22 protein-coding genes and 1 pseudogene are annotated in these 18,343 nt (G+C 54.2%); 12 read left to right on the top strand and 11 right to left on the bottom strand.

The features are described from left to right. Positions 1 to 4: 4 nt before the first annotated feature. Entirely contained in the window at positions 5 to 2,425 is a 2,421-nt protein-coding gene (gene plsB / locus OSH03_RS19730) for a glycerol-3-phosphate 1-O-acyltransferase PlsB (protein ID WP_266179880.1), read from the bottom strand. 154 nt (positions 2,426 to 2,579) lie between these two features. Between plsB and OSH03_RS19725 the strand changes: the two genes are divergently transcribed. The 5 genes and pseudogenes from OSH03_RS19725 to OSH03_RS19710 all read left to right on the top strand — a co-directional run bounded on the left by OSH03_RS19725 (position 2,580) and on the right by OSH03_RS19710 (position 5,396). After that, a complete protein-coding gene (locus OSH03_RS19725; protein ID WP_014830281.1) occupies positions 2,580 to 2,948 on the top strand; it encodes a diacylglycerol kinase in 369 nt (122 codons plus the stop codon). Between the two features lie 108 nt (positions 2,949 to 3,056). Then, positions 3,057 to 3,665, top strand: coding sequence for a transcriptional repressor LexA (gene lexA, locus OSH03_RS19720; RefSeq protein WP_028015162.1), 609 nt, complete (start codon positions 3,057 to 3,059; stop codon positions 3,663 to 3,665). Between the two features lie 63 nt (positions 3,666 to 3,728). Beyond that, on the top strand, positions 3,729 to 5,066 hold the full coding sequence (dinF, locus tag OSH03_RS19715; RefSeq protein WP_061099558.1) for an MATE family efflux transporter DinF: 1,338 nt from the start codon (positions 3,729 to 3,731) through the stop codon (positions 5,064 to 5,066). Then, positions 5,063 to 5,137: pseudogene (locus tag OSH03_RS22120) on the top strand (hypothetical protein); the annotation flags it as partial. The gene dinF and the pseudogene OSH03_RS22120, both read left to right, overlap by 4 nt. A gap of 49 nt (positions 5,138 to 5,186) precedes the next feature. After that, complete coding sequence (locus tag OSH03_RS19710; RefSeq protein ID WP_003860314.1) at positions 5,187 to 5,396, top strand: CsbD family protein; 210 nt, start codon at positions 5,187 to 5,189, stop codon at positions 5,394 to 5,396. A 48-nt stretch (positions 5,397 to 5,444) separates the two neighbouring features. Here the strand turns inward: OSH03_RS19710 and zur are convergent, their stop codons facing one another. Next, the gene (gene zur, locus OSH03_RS19705; RefSeq protein ID WP_047345602.1) at positions 5,445 to 5,957 is read right to left on the bottom strand and encodes a zinc uptake transcriptional repressor Zur; all 513 of its coding nucleotides are present in this window, start codon (positions 5,955 to 5,957) and stop codon (positions 5,445 to 5,447) included. A 115-nt stretch (positions 5,958 to 6,072) separates the two neighbouring features. On the opposite strand from zur, the gene OSH03_RS19700 reads away from it, so the two are divergent. The 4 genes from OSH03_RS19700 to pspG all read left to right on the top strand — a co-directional run bounded on the left by OSH03_RS19700 (position 6,073) and on the right by pspG (position 9,503). After that, a complete protein-coding gene (locus tag OSH03_RS19700) occupies positions 6,073 to 6,561 on the top strand; it encodes a cupin domain-containing protein (protein WP_266179879.1) in 489 nt (162 codons plus the stop codon). A 225-nt stretch (positions 6,562 to 6,786) separates the two neighbouring features. Beyond that, positions 6,787 to 8,046 carry a conjugal transfer protein TraF gene (locus OSH03_RS19695; RefSeq protein ID WP_277614689.1) on the top strand — a complete coding sequence of 420 codons (1,260 nt, stop codon included), beginning with the start codon at positions 6,787 to 6,789 and terminating at the stop codon, positions 8,044 to 8,046. 82 nt (positions 8,047 to 8,128) lie between these two features. Beyond that, positions 8,129 to 9,124, top strand: coding sequence for a tRNA dihydrouridine(20/20a) synthase DusA (gene dusA, locus OSH03_RS19690; protein WP_266179878.1), 996 nt, complete (start codon positions 8,129 to 8,131; stop codon positions 9,122 to 9,124). Positions 9,125 to 9,260: 136 nt separating this feature from the next. Then, complete coding sequence (pspG, locus tag OSH03_RS19685; RefSeq protein ID WP_028015168.1) at positions 9,261 to 9,503, top strand: envelope stress response protein PspG; 243 nt, start codon at positions 9,261 to 9,263, stop codon at positions 9,501 to 9,503. 184 nt (positions 9,504 to 9,687) lie between these two features. Here pspG and OSH03_RS19680 read toward each other — a convergent pair whose 3' ends face one another. Continuing rightward, positions 9,688 to 10,671 carry a quinone oxidoreductase gene (locus OSH03_RS19680; protein WP_061099554.1) on the bottom strand — a complete coding sequence of 328 codons (984 nt, stop codon included), beginning with the start codon at positions 10,669 to 10,671 and terminating at the stop codon, positions 9,688 to 9,690. A gap of 66 nt (positions 10,672 to 10,737) precedes the next feature. On the opposite strand from OSH03_RS19680, the gene dnaB reads away from it, so the two are divergent. Together dnaB and alr are read left to right on the top strand one after the other, a co-directional pair. Then, positions 10,738 to 12,150, top strand: coding sequence for a replicative DNA helicase (gene dnaB, locus OSH03_RS19675; RefSeq protein ID WP_008503375.1), 1,413 nt, complete (start codon positions 10,738 to 10,740; stop codon positions 12,148 to 12,150). Between the two features lie 16 nt (positions 12,151 to 12,166). Then, positions 12,167 to 13,246, top strand: a complete 1,080-nt coding sequence (gene alr / locus OSH03_RS19670; protein WP_266179877.1) for an alanine racemase — start codon at positions 12,167 to 12,169, stop codon at positions 13,244 to 13,246. A gap of 43 nt (positions 13,247 to 13,289) precedes the next feature. Here alr and OSH03_RS19665 read toward each other — a convergent pair whose 3' ends face one another. Further along, positions 13,290 to 13,766, bottom strand: a complete 477-nt coding sequence (locus OSH03_RS19665) for a hypothetical protein (RefSeq protein ID WP_266179876.1) — start codon at positions 13,764 to 13,766, stop codon at positions 13,290 to 13,292. A 374-nt stretch (positions 13,767 to 14,140) separates the two neighbouring features. Between OSH03_RS19665 and OSH03_RS19660 the strand changes: the two genes are divergently transcribed. Then, positions 14,141 to 14,734, top strand: a complete 594-nt coding sequence (locus OSH03_RS19660) for a helix-turn-helix transcriptional regulator (protein WP_248097757.1) — start codon at positions 14,141 to 14,143, stop codon at positions 14,732 to 14,734. Between the two features lie 92 nt (positions 14,735 to 14,826). Here OSH03_RS19660 and OSH03_RS19655 read toward each other — a convergent pair whose 3' ends face one another. The 7 genes from OSH03_RS19655 to OSH03_RS19625 form a co-directional block, all read right to left on the bottom strand. Continuing rightward, the gene (locus OSH03_RS19655; protein WP_248097755.1) at positions 14,827 to 15,111 is read right to left on the bottom strand and encodes a hypothetical protein; all 285 of its coding nucleotides are present in this window, start codon (positions 15,109 to 15,111) and stop codon (positions 14,827 to 14,829) included. 1 nt (position 15,112) lies between these two features. Beyond that, the gene (locus OSH03_RS19650) at positions 15,113 to 15,517 is read right to left on the bottom strand and encodes a hypothetical protein (RefSeq protein WP_248097753.1); all 405 of its coding nucleotides are present in this window, start codon (positions 15,515 to 15,517) and stop codon (positions 15,113 to 15,115) included. 71 nt (positions 15,518 to 15,588) lie between these two features. After that, the gene (locus OSH03_RS19645) at positions 15,589 to 16,125 is read right to left on the bottom strand and encodes a hypothetical protein (RefSeq protein ID WP_248097751.1); all 537 of its coding nucleotides are present in this window, start codon (positions 16,123 to 16,125) and stop codon (positions 15,589 to 15,591) included. Between the two features lie 24 nt (positions 16,126 to 16,149). Continuing rightward, positions 16,150 to 16,632: a ribonuclease domain-containing protein gene (locus OSH03_RS19640; RefSeq protein ID WP_266179874.1), complete on the bottom strand. Its 483-nt coding sequence runs from the start codon at positions 16,630 to 16,632 to the stop codon at positions 16,150 to 16,152. Positions 16,633 to 16,646: 14 nt separating this feature from the next. Next, a complete protein-coding gene (locus OSH03_RS19635) occupies positions 16,647 to 17,096 on the bottom strand; it encodes a lysozyme (RefSeq protein ID WP_248097747.1) in 450 nt (149 codons plus the stop codon). Continuing rightward, positions 17,096 to 17,689 carry a DUF2589 domain-containing protein gene (locus OSH03_RS19630; RefSeq protein ID WP_248097745.1) on the bottom strand — a complete coding sequence of 198 codons (594 nt, stop codon included), beginning with the start codon at positions 17,687 to 17,689 and terminating at the stop codon, positions 17,096 to 17,098. The genes OSH03_RS19635 and OSH03_RS19630 overlap by 1 nt, the downstream gene beginning before the upstream one ends. 74 nt (positions 17,690 to 17,763) lie before the next feature. Continuing rightward, positions 17,764 to 18,321: a DUF2589 domain-containing protein gene (locus tag OSH03_RS19625; RefSeq protein WP_023334176.1), complete on the bottom strand. Its 558-nt coding sequence runs from the start codon at positions 18,319 to 18,321 to the stop codon at positions 17,764 to 17,766. Positions 18,322 to 18,343: the final 22 nt, after the last annotated feature.

The following is an 18,343-nucleotide window of genomic DNA, read 5'->3' as shown; positions in this document are numbered from 1 at the left end:
TACATCACTCGCCCTGCGTCGCGCTCTCAATCGTCAGGCGCACATCAGACGTAATCAGTTCAGCCAGCATCTGATAAACCTTCAGCGTCTCTTCCGGCTCAGCATCGCCCGTATCGCTGATGAAGCCTTCGTCACGCAGCGTCAGCACCAGAGAGCTGAAGACCGCCTTGTCGAAGAATTCTGGGGCGTTAATGCCGTGCAGAACGGACAGGCGCTGCGCCAGCGTTCGGCTCTCTTTCTCCAGCGTGCCGCGGTTGATCGACGGGTTCGCGCTCAGCAGCCAGAACGTAATGGCGTAGCGCTGCAGCGTTTCGCGCGCGCCGGCCGCCAGCAGTTGCAGGGTGCGGGAGCGTGACGGATTGATGTGCAGCTCGTCGTCCGCAACGGTGATCAGCCCCTGACGGCGCAGCTCTTCCGTCAGTTTATCCAGCTCAACGGCCAGCTCTTCCTTGCTCCAGCGCAGGAACAGCTCCGCTTTCAGCATCGGGTAGAGCGTCTCAACGTGGCGCAACAGCTCCTGACGTGAAATCCGGCGATGCTGGGTGATAATGGCCGCCATGAGCGACGGCAGCATCAGCATATGAGCGATGTTGTTGCGGTAGTACGTCATCAGCACCGCCTGCTCGCGCGGCAGAATGATGATGTCGCCGATCGTGTCTTTCTCGACTTCGAACTTGTTCATCTGCAGCGCGTGATCGATAAGCTCGCTGGCGGTAGCAGAAGGGGCTGTCGAATCAACCGAGTACGGCACGTTACGCATCATGTCCAGGTAGCAGTCCAACTGCTCCGTGAGCTGTTCACGGGTCAGGGAACGCTGACGGGAAGCCAGCAGCGCCGTACAGCACAGGTTCATGGCATTGGCCGCACCGGCGTTGTTAATGCGCACCATCAGCTCGGACGCGATGCCGTTCACCGTTGGCGTCAGCCAGGCCGGACGAACCGCTTCGATAGGGTCGATGGACTCGCGCCAATCCGGAACATGATGGTTCAGATACGTCATCAGCGGCATCGGCTCGCCAAAGTTTACGTAGCCCTGACCCAGGTTGCGTAACTTGCTCAGGCCACGCAGCATCTGCGGCAGGCTCTCTTTCTCTTTGGTCGCACCACGCAGCTCTTTGGCGTACGTGCCCACTTCCATCACGTGCTCATAGCCAATGTAAATTGGCACCAGCGTAATCGGACGGGTTCCTCCGCGCAGCATCGCCTGAATGGTCATCGACAGCGTGCCGGTCTTCGGATCGAGCAAACGACCGGTACGGGAACGACCACCCTCCACGAAGTACTCTACGGAATAGCCGCGGCTGAACAGCTCGCCGAGATACTCGCGGAACACGGTGGAGTAGAGCTTGTTGCCCTTAAAGGTACGACGAATAAAGAACGCACCCAGGCGGCGGAAGATCGGGCCTGCTGGCCAGAAGTTCAGGTTAATACCGGCGGCAATGTGCGGCGGTACCAGCCCCTGATGATAGAGCACATAGGAGAGAAGCAGGTAGTCCATGTGGCTGCGGTGGCAGGGGACATAGACAATCTCATGGCCGTCGTGCGCCAGCTGCCGCACACGTTCGGCGTTATGCACGTTGATGCCCTGATACAGGCGGTTCCAGGTAAAGCCGAGAATACGATCGGAAAGACGAATCATCTCGTAAGAGAAGTTCGCTGCGATCTCTTCCATCAGCGCAATGGCGTTCTGCTGGGCTTTCTCATGGGAAATTTTCTTGCTGCGCGCTTCGTCTTCAACGGCGCGAGCAATCGCTTTAGAGGCCAGCAGCTTGTTGAACAGGTCCTGACGCGCAGGGAGACGCGGTCCTACGGCCGCCAGGCGCTGACGGGCGAAGTGCATACGCGCCACGCGCGCCAGTTTTTGCGCGATGATCTTGTCCGTGCCGTGCTCGTCCGCCATTCGGCGAAGGGAGACGGAAGGGGAGAAGCGCACAAAGCTGTCGCGTCCCAGCCAGGAGACCGCGAAGAACTTCTGGATGCCGTTAAGCATGCGCAGCGGCGGGTTCTCTTCGCCTTTTTCGCGGCCCGGACGGCGACCAAACATCACCGATACCGGCACCATCTGTACATCCAGGTCAGGATTGCTGCGGTGCAGGTCGAGATAGTCGTGGAACAGCTTGATGGACTCTTCTTTCGGCGTGTAATAGGTGAACACGCGCGGCCCACCGTGGATGAACACGTAGCGCGGCAGCAAAGTGCCGTCAACTTCCAGCGGTTCAAGAGGGTCGGGTAAATCATGCGCCAGACACTGGGCGCGAAGCGTTAGCAGGTCCGCCTTCGAGTTATAAGGCAAAACGTACATAATAGGGCGCGACGTATCGAGCCCCAGTTCCAGCGCGGGTTCTGCTGGGATAGACTTGCTTTTTACCAGTATGCTTAATGGTAAATTAAGTAATTTGTAGTAAATTCGTGGCCAGCCGGACATAAACGATGTAAAGCCTCTGGTTAATAATGCAATTGCGGCGCAAGGATAACAGAAAGCGCGCAAAATTTCTGTTGTTACCCGTCATACTTCAGGCGGCAGCGAAACGCGCTTCAGCCCCTGTTACTGACGCTCTTTTTTAAAAAAGGTTCTTTTAATGGCCAATAATACCACTGGGTTAACGCGTATCATCAAAGCTGCCGGCTATTCGTGGAAAGGTTTCCGTGCCGCCTGGGTTAATGAAGCTGCTTTTCGCCAGGAAGGTGTCGCCGCTATCGTCGCGGTTATCATCGCCTGTTTCCTTGATGTAGATGCCATTACCCGCGTGCTTCTCATCGGTTCCGTACTTCTGGTGATGATAGTGGAAATTCTCAATAGCGCTATTGAGGCTGTGGTCGACCGGATCGGCTCTGATTTCCACGAGCTCTCTGGCCGCGCGAAAGATATGGGCTCTGCCGCTGTGCTGCTGGCGATTATCACAGCAGCCATTACCTGGGTCACGCTGCTTTGGTCACATTTCCGATGAGCCTCGAGGAATAATTAAGTCCCTGGTTTTTTGTGCAGTTTTTGGTTCCAAAATCGCCTTTGACTGTATATACTCACAGCATAACTGTATATACACCCAGGGGGCGGAATGAAAGCATTAACGACCAGGCAGCAAGAGGTGTTTGATCTCATTCGGGATCATATCGGCCAGACGGGTATGCCACCCACGCGTGCGGAAATCGCGCAGCGTCTGGGCTTCCGTTCTCCGAATGCTGCCGAGGAACACCTGAAAGCGCTGGCGCGTAAGGGTGTAATTGAGATTGTGTCAGGCGCGTCGCGTGGTATCCGCCTGCTGGTGGAAGAAGAGACGGGCATTCCGCTGATTGGCCGCGTTGCCGCAGGTGAACCGCTGCTGGCACAACAGCATATAGAAGGTCACTACCAGGTCGATCCTGGTATGTTCAAGCCGAGCGCTGATTTCCTGCTGCGCGTTAGCGGGATGTCGATGAAAGACATCGGCATTCTTGATGGCGACCTGCTGGCCGTTCACAAAACGCAGGATGTGCGAAACGGCCAGGTGGTGGTTGCGCGCATTGATGACGAAGTGACCGTTAAACGCCTGAAAAAACAGGGTAACACCGTTCAGCTGTTGCCTGAAAACAACGAGTTCACCCCGATTGTGGTCGACCTCCGCGAACAGAGCTTCTCTATTGAAGGTCTGGCGGTTGGCGTGATTCGCAACGGCGAATGGCTGTAATCTCTTCCTGACAGGCTACGCTTCCGCTGTAGCCTGCTTCATTTTCCATTCCCGGTATTTCTCATGTCACTGCTGACGGCATCTGATAAGGCATTGTGGCGTCTTGCCCTGCCGATGATTTTCTCCAATATCACCGTGCCCTTGCTGGGTCTGGTCGATACGGCCGTTATTGGTCATCTCGATTCCCCTGTTTATCTTGGCGGCGTGGCGATTGGCGCGACGGCAACCAGCTTCCTGTTTATGCTGCTGCTGTTTTTACGTATGAGCACTACCGGGCTCACGGCACAGGCGTATGGTGCGAAAGACCCGTTACGTCTGGCGCGTGCGCTGGTGCAGCCGCTGATCCTGGCGCTAGGCGCGGGGATGTTGATTGTTTTACTGCGCACGCCCCTGATTGACCTTGCGCTCCATGTTGTTGGCGGTAGTGAGGCGGTACTGGAGCAGGCGCGTCGCTTCCTGGAAATCCGCTGGCTCAGCGCGCCCGCTTCGCTGGCAAACCTGGTTCTGCTGGGGTGGCTACTGGGCGTGCAGTACGCCCGTGCGCCAGTGATTTTGCTGGTCGTGGGAAACCTTCTCAACATTGTGCTCGATCTCTGGCTGGTGATGGGACTGCATATGGACGTGCGCGGGGCGGCGCTGGCGACGGCGATTGCCGAATACGGAACATTTTTCATTGGCTTGTGGATGGTCTGGCGCGTGCTGGCGATGCGCGGGATCTCCCTTGCGCTGCTCAAAAACGCATGGCGCGGCAATATCCGCAGGCTGCTGGCGCTCAACCGTGACATCATGCTGCGCTCGCTGCTGCTGCAGCTCTGTTTCGGCGCGCTGACGGTTTTTGGTGCCCGTCTTGGGCCCGAGATCGTCGCGGTGAATGCGGTCCTGATGACATTACTGACCTTTACCGCCTACGCGCTGGACGGCTTCGCCTATGCCGTTGAGGCGCATTCCGGGCAGGCGTACGGTGCGCGGGAAGGTGGGCAGCTTCGGGATGTCTGGCGAGCAGCCTGTCGACAAGCGGGACTGGTGGCGCTGGCGTTTGCACTGATTTACGCCTGTTTTGGCCGTGACATTATTGCATTACTCACTTCGTTACCGGCTTTACGCGAACTGGCGGACCACTACATCGTCTGGCAGGTGATCTTGCCGGTGGTGGGCGTCTGGTGCTATCTGCTGGACGGCATGTTTATCGGTGCAACGCGCGGGGCGGAGATGCGTAACAGTATGGCGGTCGCGGCGGCGGGGTTTGGTTTGACGCTGCTGACGCTTCCCTGGCTGGGTAATCACGGTTTGTGGCTGGCGCTTGCGGTATTCCTCTCCCTGCGCGGCCTGTCGCTTGCCTTTATCTGGCATCGGCACTGGCAAAATAATACCTGGCTTCCCTCCCGTCACGATATATCGTGACGGTTAAAGATTCCGAATATGAAATTAACCGCCGAATCCTTAGCTACAATTATTATCACGTCCAGCAGAAAAGAACGTAACGGACGTTACGACCCGACGCTTAACTAAGAGGACACGATGATGAATAAAGACGAAATCGGCGGCAACTGGAAGCAGTTCAAAGGTAAAGCGAAAGAACAGTGGGGTAAGCTGACTGATGACGATATGACCGTCATTGAAGGCAAACGCGATCAGCTTGTCGGTAAAATTCAGGAACGTTACGGCTACGAGAAAGATCAGGCGGAAAACGAAGTCAAAGACTGGGAAACCCGTAACGACTACCGCTGGTAACGCTGAATAACCCACACAGGCGGCTCTAAGCCGCCTTTTCTTTTGCCCTTAACGCGGCTTTTTCTTTACCAGAATAGAGTGGTCGTGCTGACACGCATCCTGATGCCGGCAGGCTTCCACCTCAACGCATGCTGAACACAACCCGTGTGCTTCAATCACGTTATGGCGCAGGGCAAAACCCATTTTTGCCGCCAGCGAATGCATGATGTCTTCCACGCCTTCCGCACCCTCTTCTTTTACCACGCCGCAACGATCGCAGATAAACATGGCCGATGTGTGCGTTGGCTGATCGAAAAGATGGCACAGGACATAGCTGTTTGTGGATTCAACCTTATGCACAAACCCTTGTTCCAGCAGGAAATCCAGCGCGCGATACACCGTCGGCGGTTTAGCCTGCGGCTCGCTTTCGCGGAGCAGGTCGAGCAGATCGTAGGCGCTGATGGCGCCCTGTTGCAGGCTCATCAGGCGTAAGACTTCAAGGCGCTGCGGGGTCAGGCGCACATTGCGTTGCGCGCACAGCTTTTCGGCCTGCGCTAACAGCTCTTTTGTGGACTTATCCATTTAGCACCTCGGATGTTCTGGGACGTAAAACCCTCACTTTATCATGTTCTGGCAAAAACACCGATATCCGCCAGGCTGTGCTATACCTGACGCATCGCAAACCGGGAATGTAACCATGAAGAAACCAGACTGTATCAAGCACTGGCGCGACGTAGAAGGGCCAGATGACGCCACCTACCCCGACAGTAATGAGCTTTTTTCCATCGGTGCACCGCTGGCGCGCAGGCTGGGCCTCAGGCGCATAGGCATTCATCATGAGCGTTTACCGCCGGGGCGTCGAACGTCTTATCCCCATGCGGAAAGTGACGAAGAAGAGTTTATCTACGTGCTTGAGGGCTATCCTGAAGCCTGGATTAATGGCTATTTGTGGAAGCTTGAACCCGGCGACAGCGTGGGCTTTCCCGCCGGAACGGGGGTGTGCCACACCTTTATCAACAACACCGAAGAAGAGGTGCGGTTACTGGTGGTGGGTGAGGCCAACAAGAAGCAAAACCGCATCTACTATCCGCTTAATCCGGTCTATGCCGCCACGCGAGAGGACCGCTGGGTGGATCATCCCCCTCAATTTTTCGGGCCACATGATGGAAAACCTGTGAAAAAATAATTTCCTCTTCTATAAATATTGAGGGCCGTCACAAATTACAACAGGCCGTAAGGAAGTTTTACTTAGGGAGTGAATTAGCGGGTCTTTTTATCTTTATTCACAGCAATAGTTCGCGCCTGTTTGGGGGATAACAGACAGGGGTTATTTCATAACAGACTATAAGACGGGCATACTGTGAAAAAACATTTTAAATTTTCGGTGGTTAGCATAGCTGTCTCCTTGTTTATGGCAAATCAGGCGGGAGCAGCCAATACCTGGACAGAATCACGTAGCGACGCGATGGGGGGGACCGGCGTTGCTTCGGGCAGCTATGGTAGCGGGGCGTTAATCAACCCCGCGCTGCTGGCAAAGGCAAAACCGGACGATGATGTGACGGTCATTTTGCCGTCCGTTGGCGTACAGGTGACGGATGAGGACAATCTTCAGGACGAGATTGATACCATCAACGACAAAATCAATCACTATAAGGATGTGGTTGATAACCTTACGCCAGTTGAGGTCATCACCAATCCGCTAGGCTCGATTAACCAGTTCCAGGGCGCGGCCAAAGATCTGGCCGATGAGCTGGACTATCTCAAGGGTAAAACCGCACGCGCGACGGCAGGGGCAGGGCTTGCCGTGAGTATCCCTAACGATGTGCTTTCCGTGGCTTTTATGGCGAAAGGCTATGCCCATGGTCGGGTGAGTTCGTCTATCGACCAGCAGGATATTGATTATCTGCGCGGTATTCAAAGAAGCAATCTGGTGGCTGCCGGCGTTGCCCTGGATGCGGCGCTGAACGGCACGGACCAGATCACTAAAAACCTCAATTCAACGGCGTCCGGTCGGGCGGCGATTGTCTCCGACTACGGTATTGCCGTTGCGCGTCAGTTTGACCTGGGCGGCGTTCCGGTTTCCGTGGGCGTTACGCCAAAACTGCAAAAATCCTGGATCTATAACTACACCACCTCGATCTACGATTACGACAGTAATAAGTGGAACGACAGCCGCTACCGTACAGACGATACCGGCTTTAACGTCGATGCCGGTATTGCCGCTGATTTTGGCGAAAACTGGACGGTCGGCGTGAGCGGGCAAAACCTGATGTCGCGCGATATCGACACCAAAGATATCCGCATCCGCAACGGGCGTACGGGGGAAGTGGTGAGCTATAAAGACACCTACCAGATCCGTCCGCTGGTGACCGCGGGCGCCGCCTGGCACAACGATCTGGTGACGCTGACCGCCGATGGCGATCTGACCGAAACCAAAGGCTTCAAGAGCGAAGATACGTCGCAGTATGTTGGGGTCGGTGCTGAAGTGACTCCGCTGAGCTGGCTGGCGGTGCGCGCCGGTTATCGCGCGGACATGAAAGGGAACGACAGCAACGTCTTTACCGGCGGTGTCGGTTTCGCGCCGTTTAATACCGTGCATGTTGACCTGATGGGCCTGTATGGTGAGGACGAAACCTGGGGCGCAGGGGCTCAGCTGAGCATGACGTTCTAAAGTGCACCGGAGGCGCTGCGCCTCCGGCTTTTCTTTGTGCTATAGTAGCGCCCCTTTTCCACCAGATGCTTAAAACTTCGCCATGTCGTCAGAACACCAGACCGCTTTTCCTGCACACCGTTTCTCCATTGCGCCGATGCTCGACTGGACGGACAGACACTGCCGCTATTTCCTGCGCCAGCTCTCCCGCCATACGCTGCTGTACACCGAGATGGTGACCACGGGCGCAATTATTCACGGGAAGGGCGACTATCTGGCATACAGCGAAGAAGAGCATCCGGTCGCGCTGCAGCTGGGGGGGAGCGATCCGGCCGCGCTGGCGCAGTGTGCAAAGCTGGCGGAAGAACGCGGCTACGACGAGATCAACCTCAACGTCGGCTGCCCTTCCGACCGCGTGCAAAACGGCATGTTCGGCGCCTGCCTGATGGGCAACGCACAGCTGGTGGCGGACTGCATCAAAGCGATGCGCGACGTGGTTTCCATTCCGGTGACGGTCAAAACCCGTATCGGCATTGACGACCAGGACAGCTACGAATTCCTGTGCGATTTCATCAACACGGTTTCAGGGAAAGGCGAGTGCGAGATGTTTATCATCCACGCCCGCAAAGCCTGGCTTTCAGGCCTGAGCCCGAAAGAGAACCGTGAGATCCCGCCGCTGGACTACCCGCGCGTGTATCAACTGAAGCGTGATTTCCCGCACCTGACGATGTCGATCAACGGTGGTATCAAGTCGCTGGAGGAGGCGAAGGCGCACCTTGAGCATATGGATGGCGTGATGGTCGGCCGCGAGGCGTATCAGAACCCGGGCATTCTGGCGACGGTCGACCGCGACATCTTTGGCGCTGCAGGCGCAGACGCCGATCCGGTCGCCGTCGTGCGCGCCATGTACCCCTACATTGAGCGCGAGCTGAGCAGCGGCACGTATCTTGGCCACATCACCCGCCATATGCTTGGCCTGTTCCAGGGGATTCCGGGAGCGCGCCAGTGGCGTCGCTACCTCAGCGAGAACGCGCATAAAGCCGGTGCCGATATTGAAGTGCTGGAACATGCGCTGCGGCTGGTGGCAGACAAGCGATAATTTTCGCTAAAAGATCGTCAAATTCACCACGCCCTGCGAATTCTCGCGGGGCGTTTTGCTTTAAGAACAATACGTTAGCTTTGGCATGATTCTTGTAATGATTGCAGCATCATTCGGGAACTTGTGGGAGAGCACCATGCTTGAACTACTTTTTGTGATTGGCTTTTTTGTCATGCTGATGGTCACGGGCGTGTCGCTGCTCGGCATTCTGGCCGCGCTCGTTGTAGCCACGGTGGTAATGTTCATTGGCGGATTGTTTGCCCTGACGATCAAACTGCTGCCGTGGCTGCTGTTGGCTATCGCCGTGGTGTGGGTAATACGGGCGATTAAAGCGCCAAAACTGCCGACTTATCAGCGCAATAACCGCTTCCGTTACTAAGGTATTGAGGGGTTCGTCACATACTTGTAACTTTTCCGGCAGCATGGCTTAGAACAGAATAGGATTTACTTATCGAATCTGTCACTATGGCTGCCGCTACAGAATTCATCGAGCTGTACCCTACATACAGCCGAACTAAAAAAAGAAAGGGCTTCCCACGGGAAGCCCAATTTCTTTTTAGGGCTCAGGGAATTAGCAAACTTGAACCCTGCGTCGCCCGGCTTTCCAGCACCTCATGCGCACGCTGCGCATCGGTTAGCGGGTATTTTTGCGCATCCGCCACATCCACCTTAATCACGCCGCTGGCGATCAGCGAGAACAGCTCGTTGCTGGCTTCCTCCAGTTCTTCCCGGTTGGTGATGTAACCCTGCAAAGAAGGGCGCGTCACGTACAGAGATCCTTTCTGGTTCAGAATGCCCAGATTAACGCCGGTTACAGCGCCTGAGGCGTTACCGAAGCTCACCATCAGCCCGCGACGCTGCAGGCAGTCCAGCGAGGCCTCCCAGGTATCTTTCCCCACCGAGTCATACACTACGCGTACTTTTTTGCCGCCAGTGATCTCTTTTAGCCGCTCGACGATGCTCTCTTCCCGGTAGTTGATCACCTGCCACGCGCCCGCGTCCAGCGCCCGCTGCGCTTTTTGCGCACTGCCTGTGGTGCCGATGAGCTTCGCGCCTAAGGCTTTCGCCCACTGGCAGGCAATCAGCCCCACGCCACCGGCGGCAGCGTGGAACAGGAACTGCTCATCGGGCTTAATTTCGTAGGTTTTGCGCAGCAGGTAATAGACCGTCAGCCCTTTCAGGAATGAGGCGGCCGCCTGCTCAAAGGAGATGGCGTTCGGCAGCAGGGCGGCTTTGTCCGCCGGGACGTTGTGGACGGAACTGTAAGCGCCCAGGGCAGACTGTGCATACACCACACGATCGCCTTCTTTGATGTGCTTAACCGCACTGCCCACTTTGCTGACAATGCCGGCCGCTTCGGTGCCCAGGCCGCTCGGCATTGACGGAGGCGGATAGAGACCGCCGCGAATATAGGTATCAATGTAGTTAATGCCGATAGCTTTGTTTTCAACCTGAATTTCGTTCTCGCCAGGCGCAGCGGGGGTAAACTCCACCGCTTTCAGCACTTCAGGACCGCCGTGTTTCTGGAACTCAATGCGCGTTGCCATGCTCCCTCCGTAAGAAAAATATGGTAATCTTTCGACCCACTCTTTATCTCGGTAACTCCATTCACTATGGCAGGAAACAAACCCTTCAACAAACAGACTGAACCTCGCGAGCGTGATTTCCAGGTCGCAGGGTTAAAAGTCCCGCCGCACTCGATTGAAGCGGAACAGTCGGTGTTGGGCGGTTTAATGCTGGATAACGAACGCTGGGACGACGTCGCCGAGCGCGTGGTGTCTGAAGATTTCTACACCCGTCCGCACCGCCATATCTTTACCGAAATGGCGCGCCTGCAGGAGTCCGGCAGCCCGATTGACCTGATCACGCTCGCGGAATCGCTGGAGCGTCAGGGTCAGCTGGACAGCGTCGGTGGCTTTGCCTACCTGGCAGAACTGTCAAAAAACACGCCAAGCGCGGCGAACATCAGCGCTTATGCCGATATCGTGCGCGAACGTGCCGTCGTTCGAGAGATGATCTCGGTAGCGAATGAGATTGCCGAGGCCGGATTCGACCCGCAGGGCCGCACCAGCGAAGACCTGCTCGACCTTGCCGAGTCCCGCGTCTTTAAAATCGCCGAAAGCCGTGCGAACAAAGACGAAGGGCCGAAAAACATCGCCGACGTGCTCGACGCCACCGTGGCGCGTATTGAGCAGCTGTTCCAGCAGCCGCACGACGGTGTAACCGGGGTGAACACCGGCTATGACGATTTGAACAAGAAAACCGCCGGTTTACAGCCCTCGGATTTGATCATCGTCGCGGCGCGTCCGTCGATGGGTAAAACGACGTTTGCGATGAACCTCGTCGAAAATGCGGCGATGCTGCAGGATAAGCCCGTGCTGATTTTCAGCCTTGAGATGCCCTCCGAGCAGATCATGATGCGTTCTCTGGCGTCGCTGTCGCGCGTGGATCAGACCCGCATTCGTACCGGCCAGCTCGACGATGAGGACTGGGCGCGCATCTCCGGCACCATGGGCATTCTGCTGGAAAAACGGAACATCTACATTGATGACTCCTCCGGCCTGACGCCGACGGAGGTCCGTTCCCGCGCTCGCCGTATCGCCCGCGAGCACGGCGGCATCGGCCTTATCATGATCGACTACCTTCAGCTGATGCGCGTCCCGTCGCTCTCCGACAACCGTACGCTGGAAATTGCAGAGATTTCCCGCTCGCTCAAGGCGTTAGCTAAAGAGCTGCACGTGCCGGTGGTGGCGCTGTCGCAGCTGAACCGCTCTCTGGAACAACGCGCCGACAAGCGCCCGGTCAACTCCGACCTGCGTGAGTCCGGCTCCATCGAGCAGGATGCCGACTTAATCATGTTTATCTACCGTGATGAGGTTTATCACGAGAACAGCGACCTGAAGGGGATCGCCGAAATTATTATTGGTAAGCAACGTAACGGCCCAATCGGTACGGTGCGTCTGACCTTTAACGGACAGTGGTCGCGTTTCGACAACTATGCCGGTCCTCAATATGATGATGAGTAATTTCTAAGGAATTCAAATGCAAGCGGCAACTGTTGTAATTAACCGCCGCGCTCTGCGACACAACCTGCAACGTCTGCGTGAACTGGCGCCCGCCAGCAGGCTCGTTGCAGTCGTGAAAGCGAACGCTTACGGACACGGTCTTCTTGAGACCGCGCGAACGCTCCCCGATGCCGACGCCTTTGGCGTCGCCCGTCTCGAAGAAGCTCTCCGCCTGCGCGCAGGCGGCATTACTCAACCGATTCTGCTCCTCGAAGGCTTTTTTGAAGCCAGCGATCTGCCGACCATTGCCGACCAGCGTCTGCACACGGCGGTGCACAACGAAGAGCAGCTGGCCGCGCTGGAATCCGCCGAGCTGAGTGAGCCGGTGACCGTCTGGATGAAGCTCGACACGGGCATGCACAGGCTGGGCGTGCGTCCGGAAAACGCGGAAGCGTTTTATCAGCGTCTGAGCCAGTGCACAAACGTGCGCCAGCCGGTGAACATCGTCAGCCATTTTGCCCGTGCCGATGAGCCCGAGTGCGGAGCAACCGAACAGCAGCTCGATATCTTCAACACCTTCTGCGAAGGCAAGCCGGGGATGCGCTCGATTGCGGCCTCCGGCGGGATCCTGCTGTGGCCGCAGTCGCACTTCGACTGGGCGCGTCCAGGCATCATCCTTTATGGCGTTTCCCCTCTGGAGAACAAACCCTGGGGGCCGGACTTAGGCTTTAAGCCGGTTATGTCGCTGGTTTCAAAGCTGATTGCCGTGCGTGAGCACAAAGCGGGAGAGCCGGTGGGTTATGGCGGTACCTGGACCAGCGAGCGCGACACGCGGCTCGGCGTGGTGGCGATGGGCTACGGCGACGGCTATCCGCGCGCGGCGCCAACGGGTACGCCGGTGCTGGTTAACGGTCGTGAAGTGAAAATTGTCGGCCGCGTGGCGATGGACATGATTTGCGTTGATCTGGGGCCTGAAGCCCAGGATAAAGCGGGCGACGATGTGGTGATGTGGGGTGAAGGTCTGCCCGTTGAACGCATTGCTGAAATAACGAAAGTAAGTGCTTACGAACTTATCACGCGTCTGACGTCGCGGGTTGCGATGAAGTACCTTGACTGATCCTGCAAAGAGGGGTGGCGCCTGGGGTGCCACCCGTACTGTTTTATGGGCGAAGCAGCATCACAAAGGTTCCGGCAATAATAGGTTGCCCGTTCGCTCTGTTAATCACCCGCACCGCGTGTTGCCCCTGATGCTCGACCACATCAATGTCCAGGTTTGCATAATGCTCAACGTGCACCTGGTTGATATCCGGAGACGGGATCACGTGCACAAACCCCGTGCTTGTTCGGTAAATCACAGTCGCATGCCCGACGCCGATAATCATGGCGCTATAGTCATCCAGATAGCGCTGAGTCTCCTGCTCCAGCGCCTGACGATTAACGTAATCTCCCAGCATTGAAGGCGTAATGATCCGGCAGCCTGCACCCTTCAGATCGGTACGTGCCAGGTTGTGATTAACGTCATCTTCATTCGGCGCCTGGGTAGCGAGGCCGGGAAGATGGCGGGCAACCTGAAGAGCATCCCACTGGTTTTCGAGATTATCGTTGCGCGAATAGGTCCCAAAATTAGCCAGAACCATCTGCAGGCAATTCGGGAAGCACGAATTCTGAAAAACCATATTTTTGTAATTAAAACCATATTGATTTAACCACGGCATATCTTTCTCCTTCGTTAATTGTATTTACAGCACAGAAATAATAAATAGCCGCGCTGCGAATGAATATATGCCCTGTGGGAAATGCTATTTTTCGTAGAAAATGATGCAGGGCATGATTTGTGAATTGTACTCCTGCTTCAACTTGATTTTAGTCATGCTGTATATGATGTTTGCCCTATGGCAAAAGATGTTTTATAAGATCTCATTTAACGCTCATACTCATTTTCTGAATATGTTGTTATTCATAACCTAAAAGAATAGTACTCATATGAGGTTTAATTGAGATGAATATATTGATGATCGATGAATTACCGATCTACATTCATGGTATGAAAAATGAACTGAAGAGAGTCATGCCAGAATGTACTTTTTCTGCTACCAACAGCTACGAAGATGCAAAAGAAGTGCTCAAGTCAACGCCTGTCTCGATTGTGCTGCTTGATGGCGATATGGACTATTCTGGGTTTATTGATGAACTTGAGCTTGAATGGCCGACGGTTCCGGTAGTAATCATGTTCCGTAAAGCGTGCGAGCGAAATTTTAATCTTTATCAGCATCATAATATAAAGGGCGTCGTAACAAAATCACTCTCAGCCGAGAAAATAATGCAGGTGATCAACATGGTGTTATCAGGTGTTATCTGTATTCCTGAACAGGTTATTATGCACGGCGGCACAACGACAGTTAGTTCTCCGGTTCTTATGCTCAGTCAGCGCCAAAGAGAGGTATTAAGCTTACTGGCAAATGGAGGAACAAACAAGCAAATCGGTAGAGAATTGAACATTAGCGCAGGTACCGTCAAGGTCCATCTGGAATCAATATTCCATCGTCTTCAGGTGAATAACCGCACACAGGCAGCAAGATTGTATTTTAAATATATTGATAAATGAGTCACCTTCTTTAATACATTATGTGCTGAAATCCTTTTATTTAAAAATGCGTGACAACGATGGCGTTTGTCACGCATTTTATTGTGTGGTGTCTATCTTGCTAAAAAGAAACGAATGATGATCATTAAGGTTCCAGCATCCTGAAGAAACCAAAAAGGGATGCTTGCGCTTAAGTTATCATGGCCCGTCAGCAAGCTTTCAATATTTAATCCACTCTGAGCAAATAACCCGAAGGCAATCGCAGCAAATCCTATCTTGTAGAGGATGGGTTGTTTTTTAATTCTTTTACTGTATGCGCAAAAGAGGATCACAAAAGATATGAAGAGGTCCAGCATGATTGTGATGAATAACATCCACCAGTCCGTTACGCTGTTCATGTTAATCCTCTTTATCCGTATTGATCAGGGATGAATCGGGGAGTGTCTCGTTGCGCACCCTTTTTTTGATAACAGAGGCAACATCAAAAATATCTTGCTGCTCGTGGCGGCGGAAAAAATTAGCCAGCCAGACAATAAGGCCATTGCTCATTGCTCCTAAAATATAACCTAATCCCAGGGTAATATCCGGCTGGTTTAAATCAATCTTTAACCATCTTGCGGCAAGGCCACCTAACGCTACGGCGGCTCCCATACTTATTCCACCAAATATTATGCCCGCAATAAACTTGCTGTGCTGATGCAGGCGCTGTGGTTGCCAAAAAAAAGAGATGCTTACGCCACCGAATAATCCTGCTAGTGCCAGGAGTGAAGCGCTAATTAACGCCGGAGGAATAGAAGCATTCATGTTAATCTCCTCATTGATAACAAGACCCTCAAGGGAGGGTCTTGTGGTCAGTACAAGCCAGGACGTGAAGCCTATTTGACATAATTAATCAATGACTGGCCGATCCCATTTATGAAGTTTTGCTGCTTATAGCTTTGTAGCGTGACGTTATCAACCAGTTCATTCGGTATGATGATTTCCATATCGTTGCTATCTTCATTGTTGTAACATTTGAAGTAGAAACGATGGCGGGCCAGCGTGGGTATTAATAAATCGCTATCCGCAACAGGAATACCCATTCTGCGTAACGCTTCTTTAAGCTCTTTCAATAATGCAGGTTTGTCTTGCGTTGGGGATTTAAATCGCTCATCGCTACAGACAATAATTCGTGCAGGTGTATTAATGTCGACAATATTGAGATAGGCCATCCCATTCCCCTGCTTGTCGGCGCAATCCGGCATATAACCGAGCGTCAGGGTTTCCGTACTGCCAACATAAAACCCGGACCACTCCTCATCATTTTTTGTCTCTTTACGATATTTCGTCGGATCCCACTCTTTTGCTTTAAATTTGCTGGCCTTATAGCCGAGCACGCCTGCAGGAAGGCATTCAGTTTTTAGTTCCATCATGCATCTCCGGTGTTAACGTAAGGATTATTGGCAGGAGCTAACTTCTACCAGGTGTTGGTATTTATCGGTGGTGATATAGCGCTGTGGCCCGGAAAGGGTATAGACCAGGCGTTTGACACCCCGGTAGCCTTTAAAGACATCTATATCGGCGCTAAACCAGGATTGCGATGAGGGGAGTTTCGGGCTGATATAGTTATCCCCACCGATCCATTTGTTATTGGTGGGTTTAACACCCCAAAGTGATTCGGTTTCATTACCTGACCAACCCAGGCGTTTCGCTTCGTCGCTGGTGATATATCGGGCCGGCAGGCGCCCGGTTTGCGTCAGGCTGCGCAACGTTTTTGCCAGGTCATCAACATCGTTTATTCGGGCGACACCCTGCTGGATCAGGAAGGTGTTAACGTCCCTAATCTCGTTTTCGCAGGTGGGTAACGCTGCATTGGCCTGCATAACGGCCAGCAATGATGCAAAGAAAACGGCTTTTTTAAATGTCACAGATAACGTCATGTTAACCTCCAGATTTAACTAAGAAATAATTTCATTTCGGCGTCACGGCGACGCGTCAGACCGGCCAGTACTTTACCGCCTGCCTTATTCCAGCTTTTGAACTGAAGCGCGGCGCCCTGTATATCGCCCGCGTTGAATTTTTTGAGCAGCGTTGATTTCTTTAAATTGCCAACGCCGAGGTTAAAGGCGAATGAGACCAGCGCGTCGAATTGCGCCTGCGTTGCAGACTGGTTCAGCAGCTTTTTCACGCCACCTTCCGTGCGTTTCAGATCTTTGCGAAGCAGATCTTTCGCTTCACCGGTAGTGATTTTGGTGAGCTTCTCCATCTCCTCTTTGAGGATTAAATGGCCATAGCCGATGGTCCACAAACCGACGGCATCGCGATAGCGCTCCAGCTTCAGCCCTTCAAACTGACAAATAAGCTGGATCCCTTTTTCACCTGTACGTTCCGGTTGTTTTTGCATTACGTCGTCTCCTCTGCTTTCGGGCGGGGAACCACTTTGTTGGTGTACTCATCAATCAAACGCATGACGCTTTCCGGTGGCGCAAGCGCGGTAAATTGCATCTCCACATCCACGTGGCGGCTGTCACGCCCGCCTTTGTTATCGCTTGAAGGCGAAAGGGTGACGTGAAAGCGGCCAAATTCGTTTTCACCGGACTGGCGGGAAGGTGCCTGCACGCCCTCCGTGCGGATGGTCAGGTTGACCTTCATCTTTTCCAGCATCAGCCCGCGCGGTGTCGAAAGCGCCACTAAGGGCAGGTCAAAGTAGTGCTTTTCATCCAGTGCCAGCTGTACGGTGCGCGGAATCAATGACCCGTCTTCAGCGGGTTCGAAAAAGGGATCCAGCGCTTTCATATACTGCTGAGCAATTAGTTCGTTTGCCGCCGTGGCCGCGTACTGCATCCCGCGCGTGATATCTTCAAGCGAGATCGGTACGCCGGGCATATCCGTCGGGGGCGATGGAGGCGTGTTGTCCTGCACCGGCGGTGATGCCCCTTCCGCCTTGTTTTCCGGCTCTTCATCCTTGCCGCCGCGCAGCCATGTTTTAAAAGACATAATTCGCTCCTGAAAAAGGGCCACCCCAGGTAGCCCCTGCGTTACGGAATCGCACTTCTGTCGCGGCGTGAACGTTACTGCGCGGCGACAGGTTTCGTTTTGGCGTTGGTCAGATAATCAATGACGCGCTGCAGAGCTTCGGGTGGCTCCTGGCGTTTAATCTGCGTATGAATGGAGTATTTCGCGCGTGTATCCGTTGAGCGGGTCTGCTCAGATTTATGAGAAACCTTGCCGGTCATTTTCGCTTTAAAGACGCCCCAGCCGACCGAGGCCTCCACGGAGGCTTCCGCTTCGGTACTGCTGGAACTGGCCTCGCTTTGGCTCACTTCCAGCTCAAAGTCGATGGTGCCGTCTTCGATACAGATGATAGGGTGGGTGACCGCCGCAAGAAGCGGAATACTCATCTTGCGGGTCACGCTGCCTTTATTGACCCCCTGTTCGTCTACCACCGTTTCGTCGTAGTCGAACTCGATCGCGACGGCTTTGCCGTCTTTAATACAGACGGAAAGCAGGAAGTCGGTATAGGCCTTGCTCGCCTGAACCTGTGCTTTGATCATCGCCTGCAGCGGACCGCCGATCATATGCTCCAGCGGCAGGGCGTTAATGACTGAACCAATAAATTGTGAATCCATGATGTGAACTCCTTGAATCAGT

Source organism: Enterobacter nematophilus, assembly GCF_026344075.1.
GTDB lineage: Bacteria > Pseudomonadota > Gammaproteobacteria > Enterobacterales > Enterobacteriaceae > Enterobacter > Enterobacter nematophilus.
The sequence above is the reverse complement of the archived record's forward strand: the minus strand, read 5'-3'. Positions and strand labels throughout refer to the sequence as shown.

What these genes read in the sequence shown, in the direction of transcription:
- plsB (WP_266179880.1), bottom strand. Translation starts at nt 2,425, where the DNA reads ATGTCCGGCTGGCCACGAATTTACTACAAATTACTTAATTTACCATTA.
- OSH03_RS19725 (WP_014830281.1), top strand. Translation starts at nt 2,580, where the DNA reads ATGGCCAATAATACCACTGGGTTAACGCGTATCATCAAAGCTGCCGGC.
- lexA (WP_028015162.1), top strand. Translation starts at nt 3,057, where the DNA reads ATGAAAGCATTAACGACCAGGCAGCAAGAGGTGTTTGATCTCATTCGG.
- dinF (WP_061099558.1), top strand. Translation starts at nt 3,729, where the DNA reads ATGTCACTGCTGACGGCATCTGATAAGGCATTGTGGCGTCTTGCCCTG.
- OSH03_RS19710 (WP_003860314.1), top strand. Translation starts at nt 5,187, where the DNA reads ATGAATAAAGACGAAATCGGCGGCAACTGGAAGCAGTTCAAAGGTAAA.
- zur (WP_047345602.1), bottom strand. Translation starts at nt 5,957, where the DNA reads ATGGATAAGTCCACAAAAGAGCTGTTAGCGCAGGCCGAAAAGCTGTGC.
- OSH03_RS19700 (WP_266179879.1), top strand. Translation starts at nt 6,073, where the DNA reads ATGAAGAAACCAGACTGTATCAAGCACTGGCGCGACGTAGAAGGGCCA.
- OSH03_RS19695 (WP_277614689.1), top strand. Translation starts at nt 6,787, where the DNA reads ATGGCAAATCAGGCGGGAGCAGCCAATACCTGGACAGAATCACGTAGC.
- dusA (WP_266179878.1), top strand. Translation starts at nt 8,129, where the DNA reads ATGTCGTCAGAACACCAGACCGCTTTTCCTGCACACCGTTTCTCCATT.
- pspG (WP_028015168.1), top strand. Translation starts at nt 9,261, where the DNA reads ATGCTTGAACTACTTTTTGTGATTGGCTTTTTTGTCATGCTGATGGTC.
- OSH03_RS19680 (WP_061099554.1), bottom strand. Translation starts at nt 10,671, where the DNA reads ATGGCAACGCGCATTGAGTTCCAGAAACACGGCGGTCCTGAAGTGCTG.
- dnaB (WP_008503375.1), top strand. Translation starts at nt 10,738, where the DNA reads ATGGCAGGAAACAAACCCTTCAACAAACAGACTGAACCTCGCGAGCGT.
- alr (WP_266179877.1), top strand. Translation starts at nt 12,167, where the DNA reads ATGCAAGCGGCAACTGTTGTAATTAACCGCCGCGCTCTGCGACACAAC.
- OSH03_RS19665 (WP_266179876.1), bottom strand. Translation starts at nt 13,766, where the DNA reads ATGGTTCTGGCTAATTTTGGGACCTATTCGCGCAACGATAATCTCGAA.
- OSH03_RS19660 (WP_248097757.1), top strand. Translation starts at nt 14,141, where the DNA reads ATGATCGATGAATTACCGATCTACATTCATGGTATGAAAAATGAACTG.
- OSH03_RS19655 (WP_248097755.1), bottom strand. Translation starts at nt 15,111, where the DNA reads ATGAACAGCGTAACGGACTGGTGGATGTTATTCATCACAATCATGCTG.
- OSH03_RS19650 (WP_248097753.1), bottom strand. Translation starts at nt 15,517, where the DNA reads ATGAATGCTTCTATTCCTCCGGCGTTAATTAGCGCTTCACTCCTGGCA.
- OSH03_RS19645 (WP_248097751.1), bottom strand. Translation starts at nt 16,125, where the DNA reads ATGATGGAACTAAAAACTGAATGCCTTCCTGCAGGCGTGCTCGGCTAT.
- OSH03_RS19640 (WP_266179874.1), bottom strand. Translation starts at nt 16,632, where the DNA reads ATGACGTTATCTGTGACATTTAAAAAAGCCGTTTTCTTTGCATCATTG.
- OSH03_RS19635 (WP_248097747.1), bottom strand. Translation starts at nt 17,096, where the DNA reads ATGCAAAAACAACCGGAACGTACAGGTGAAAAAGGGATCCAGCTTATT.
- OSH03_RS19630 (WP_248097745.1), bottom strand. Translation starts at nt 17,689, where the DNA reads ATGTCTTTTAAAACATGGCTGCGCGGCGGCAAGGATGAAGAGCCGGAA.
- OSH03_RS19625 (WP_023334176.1), bottom strand. Translation starts at nt 18,321, where the DNA reads ATGGATTCACAATTTATTGGTTCAGTCATTAACGCCCTGCCGCTGGAG.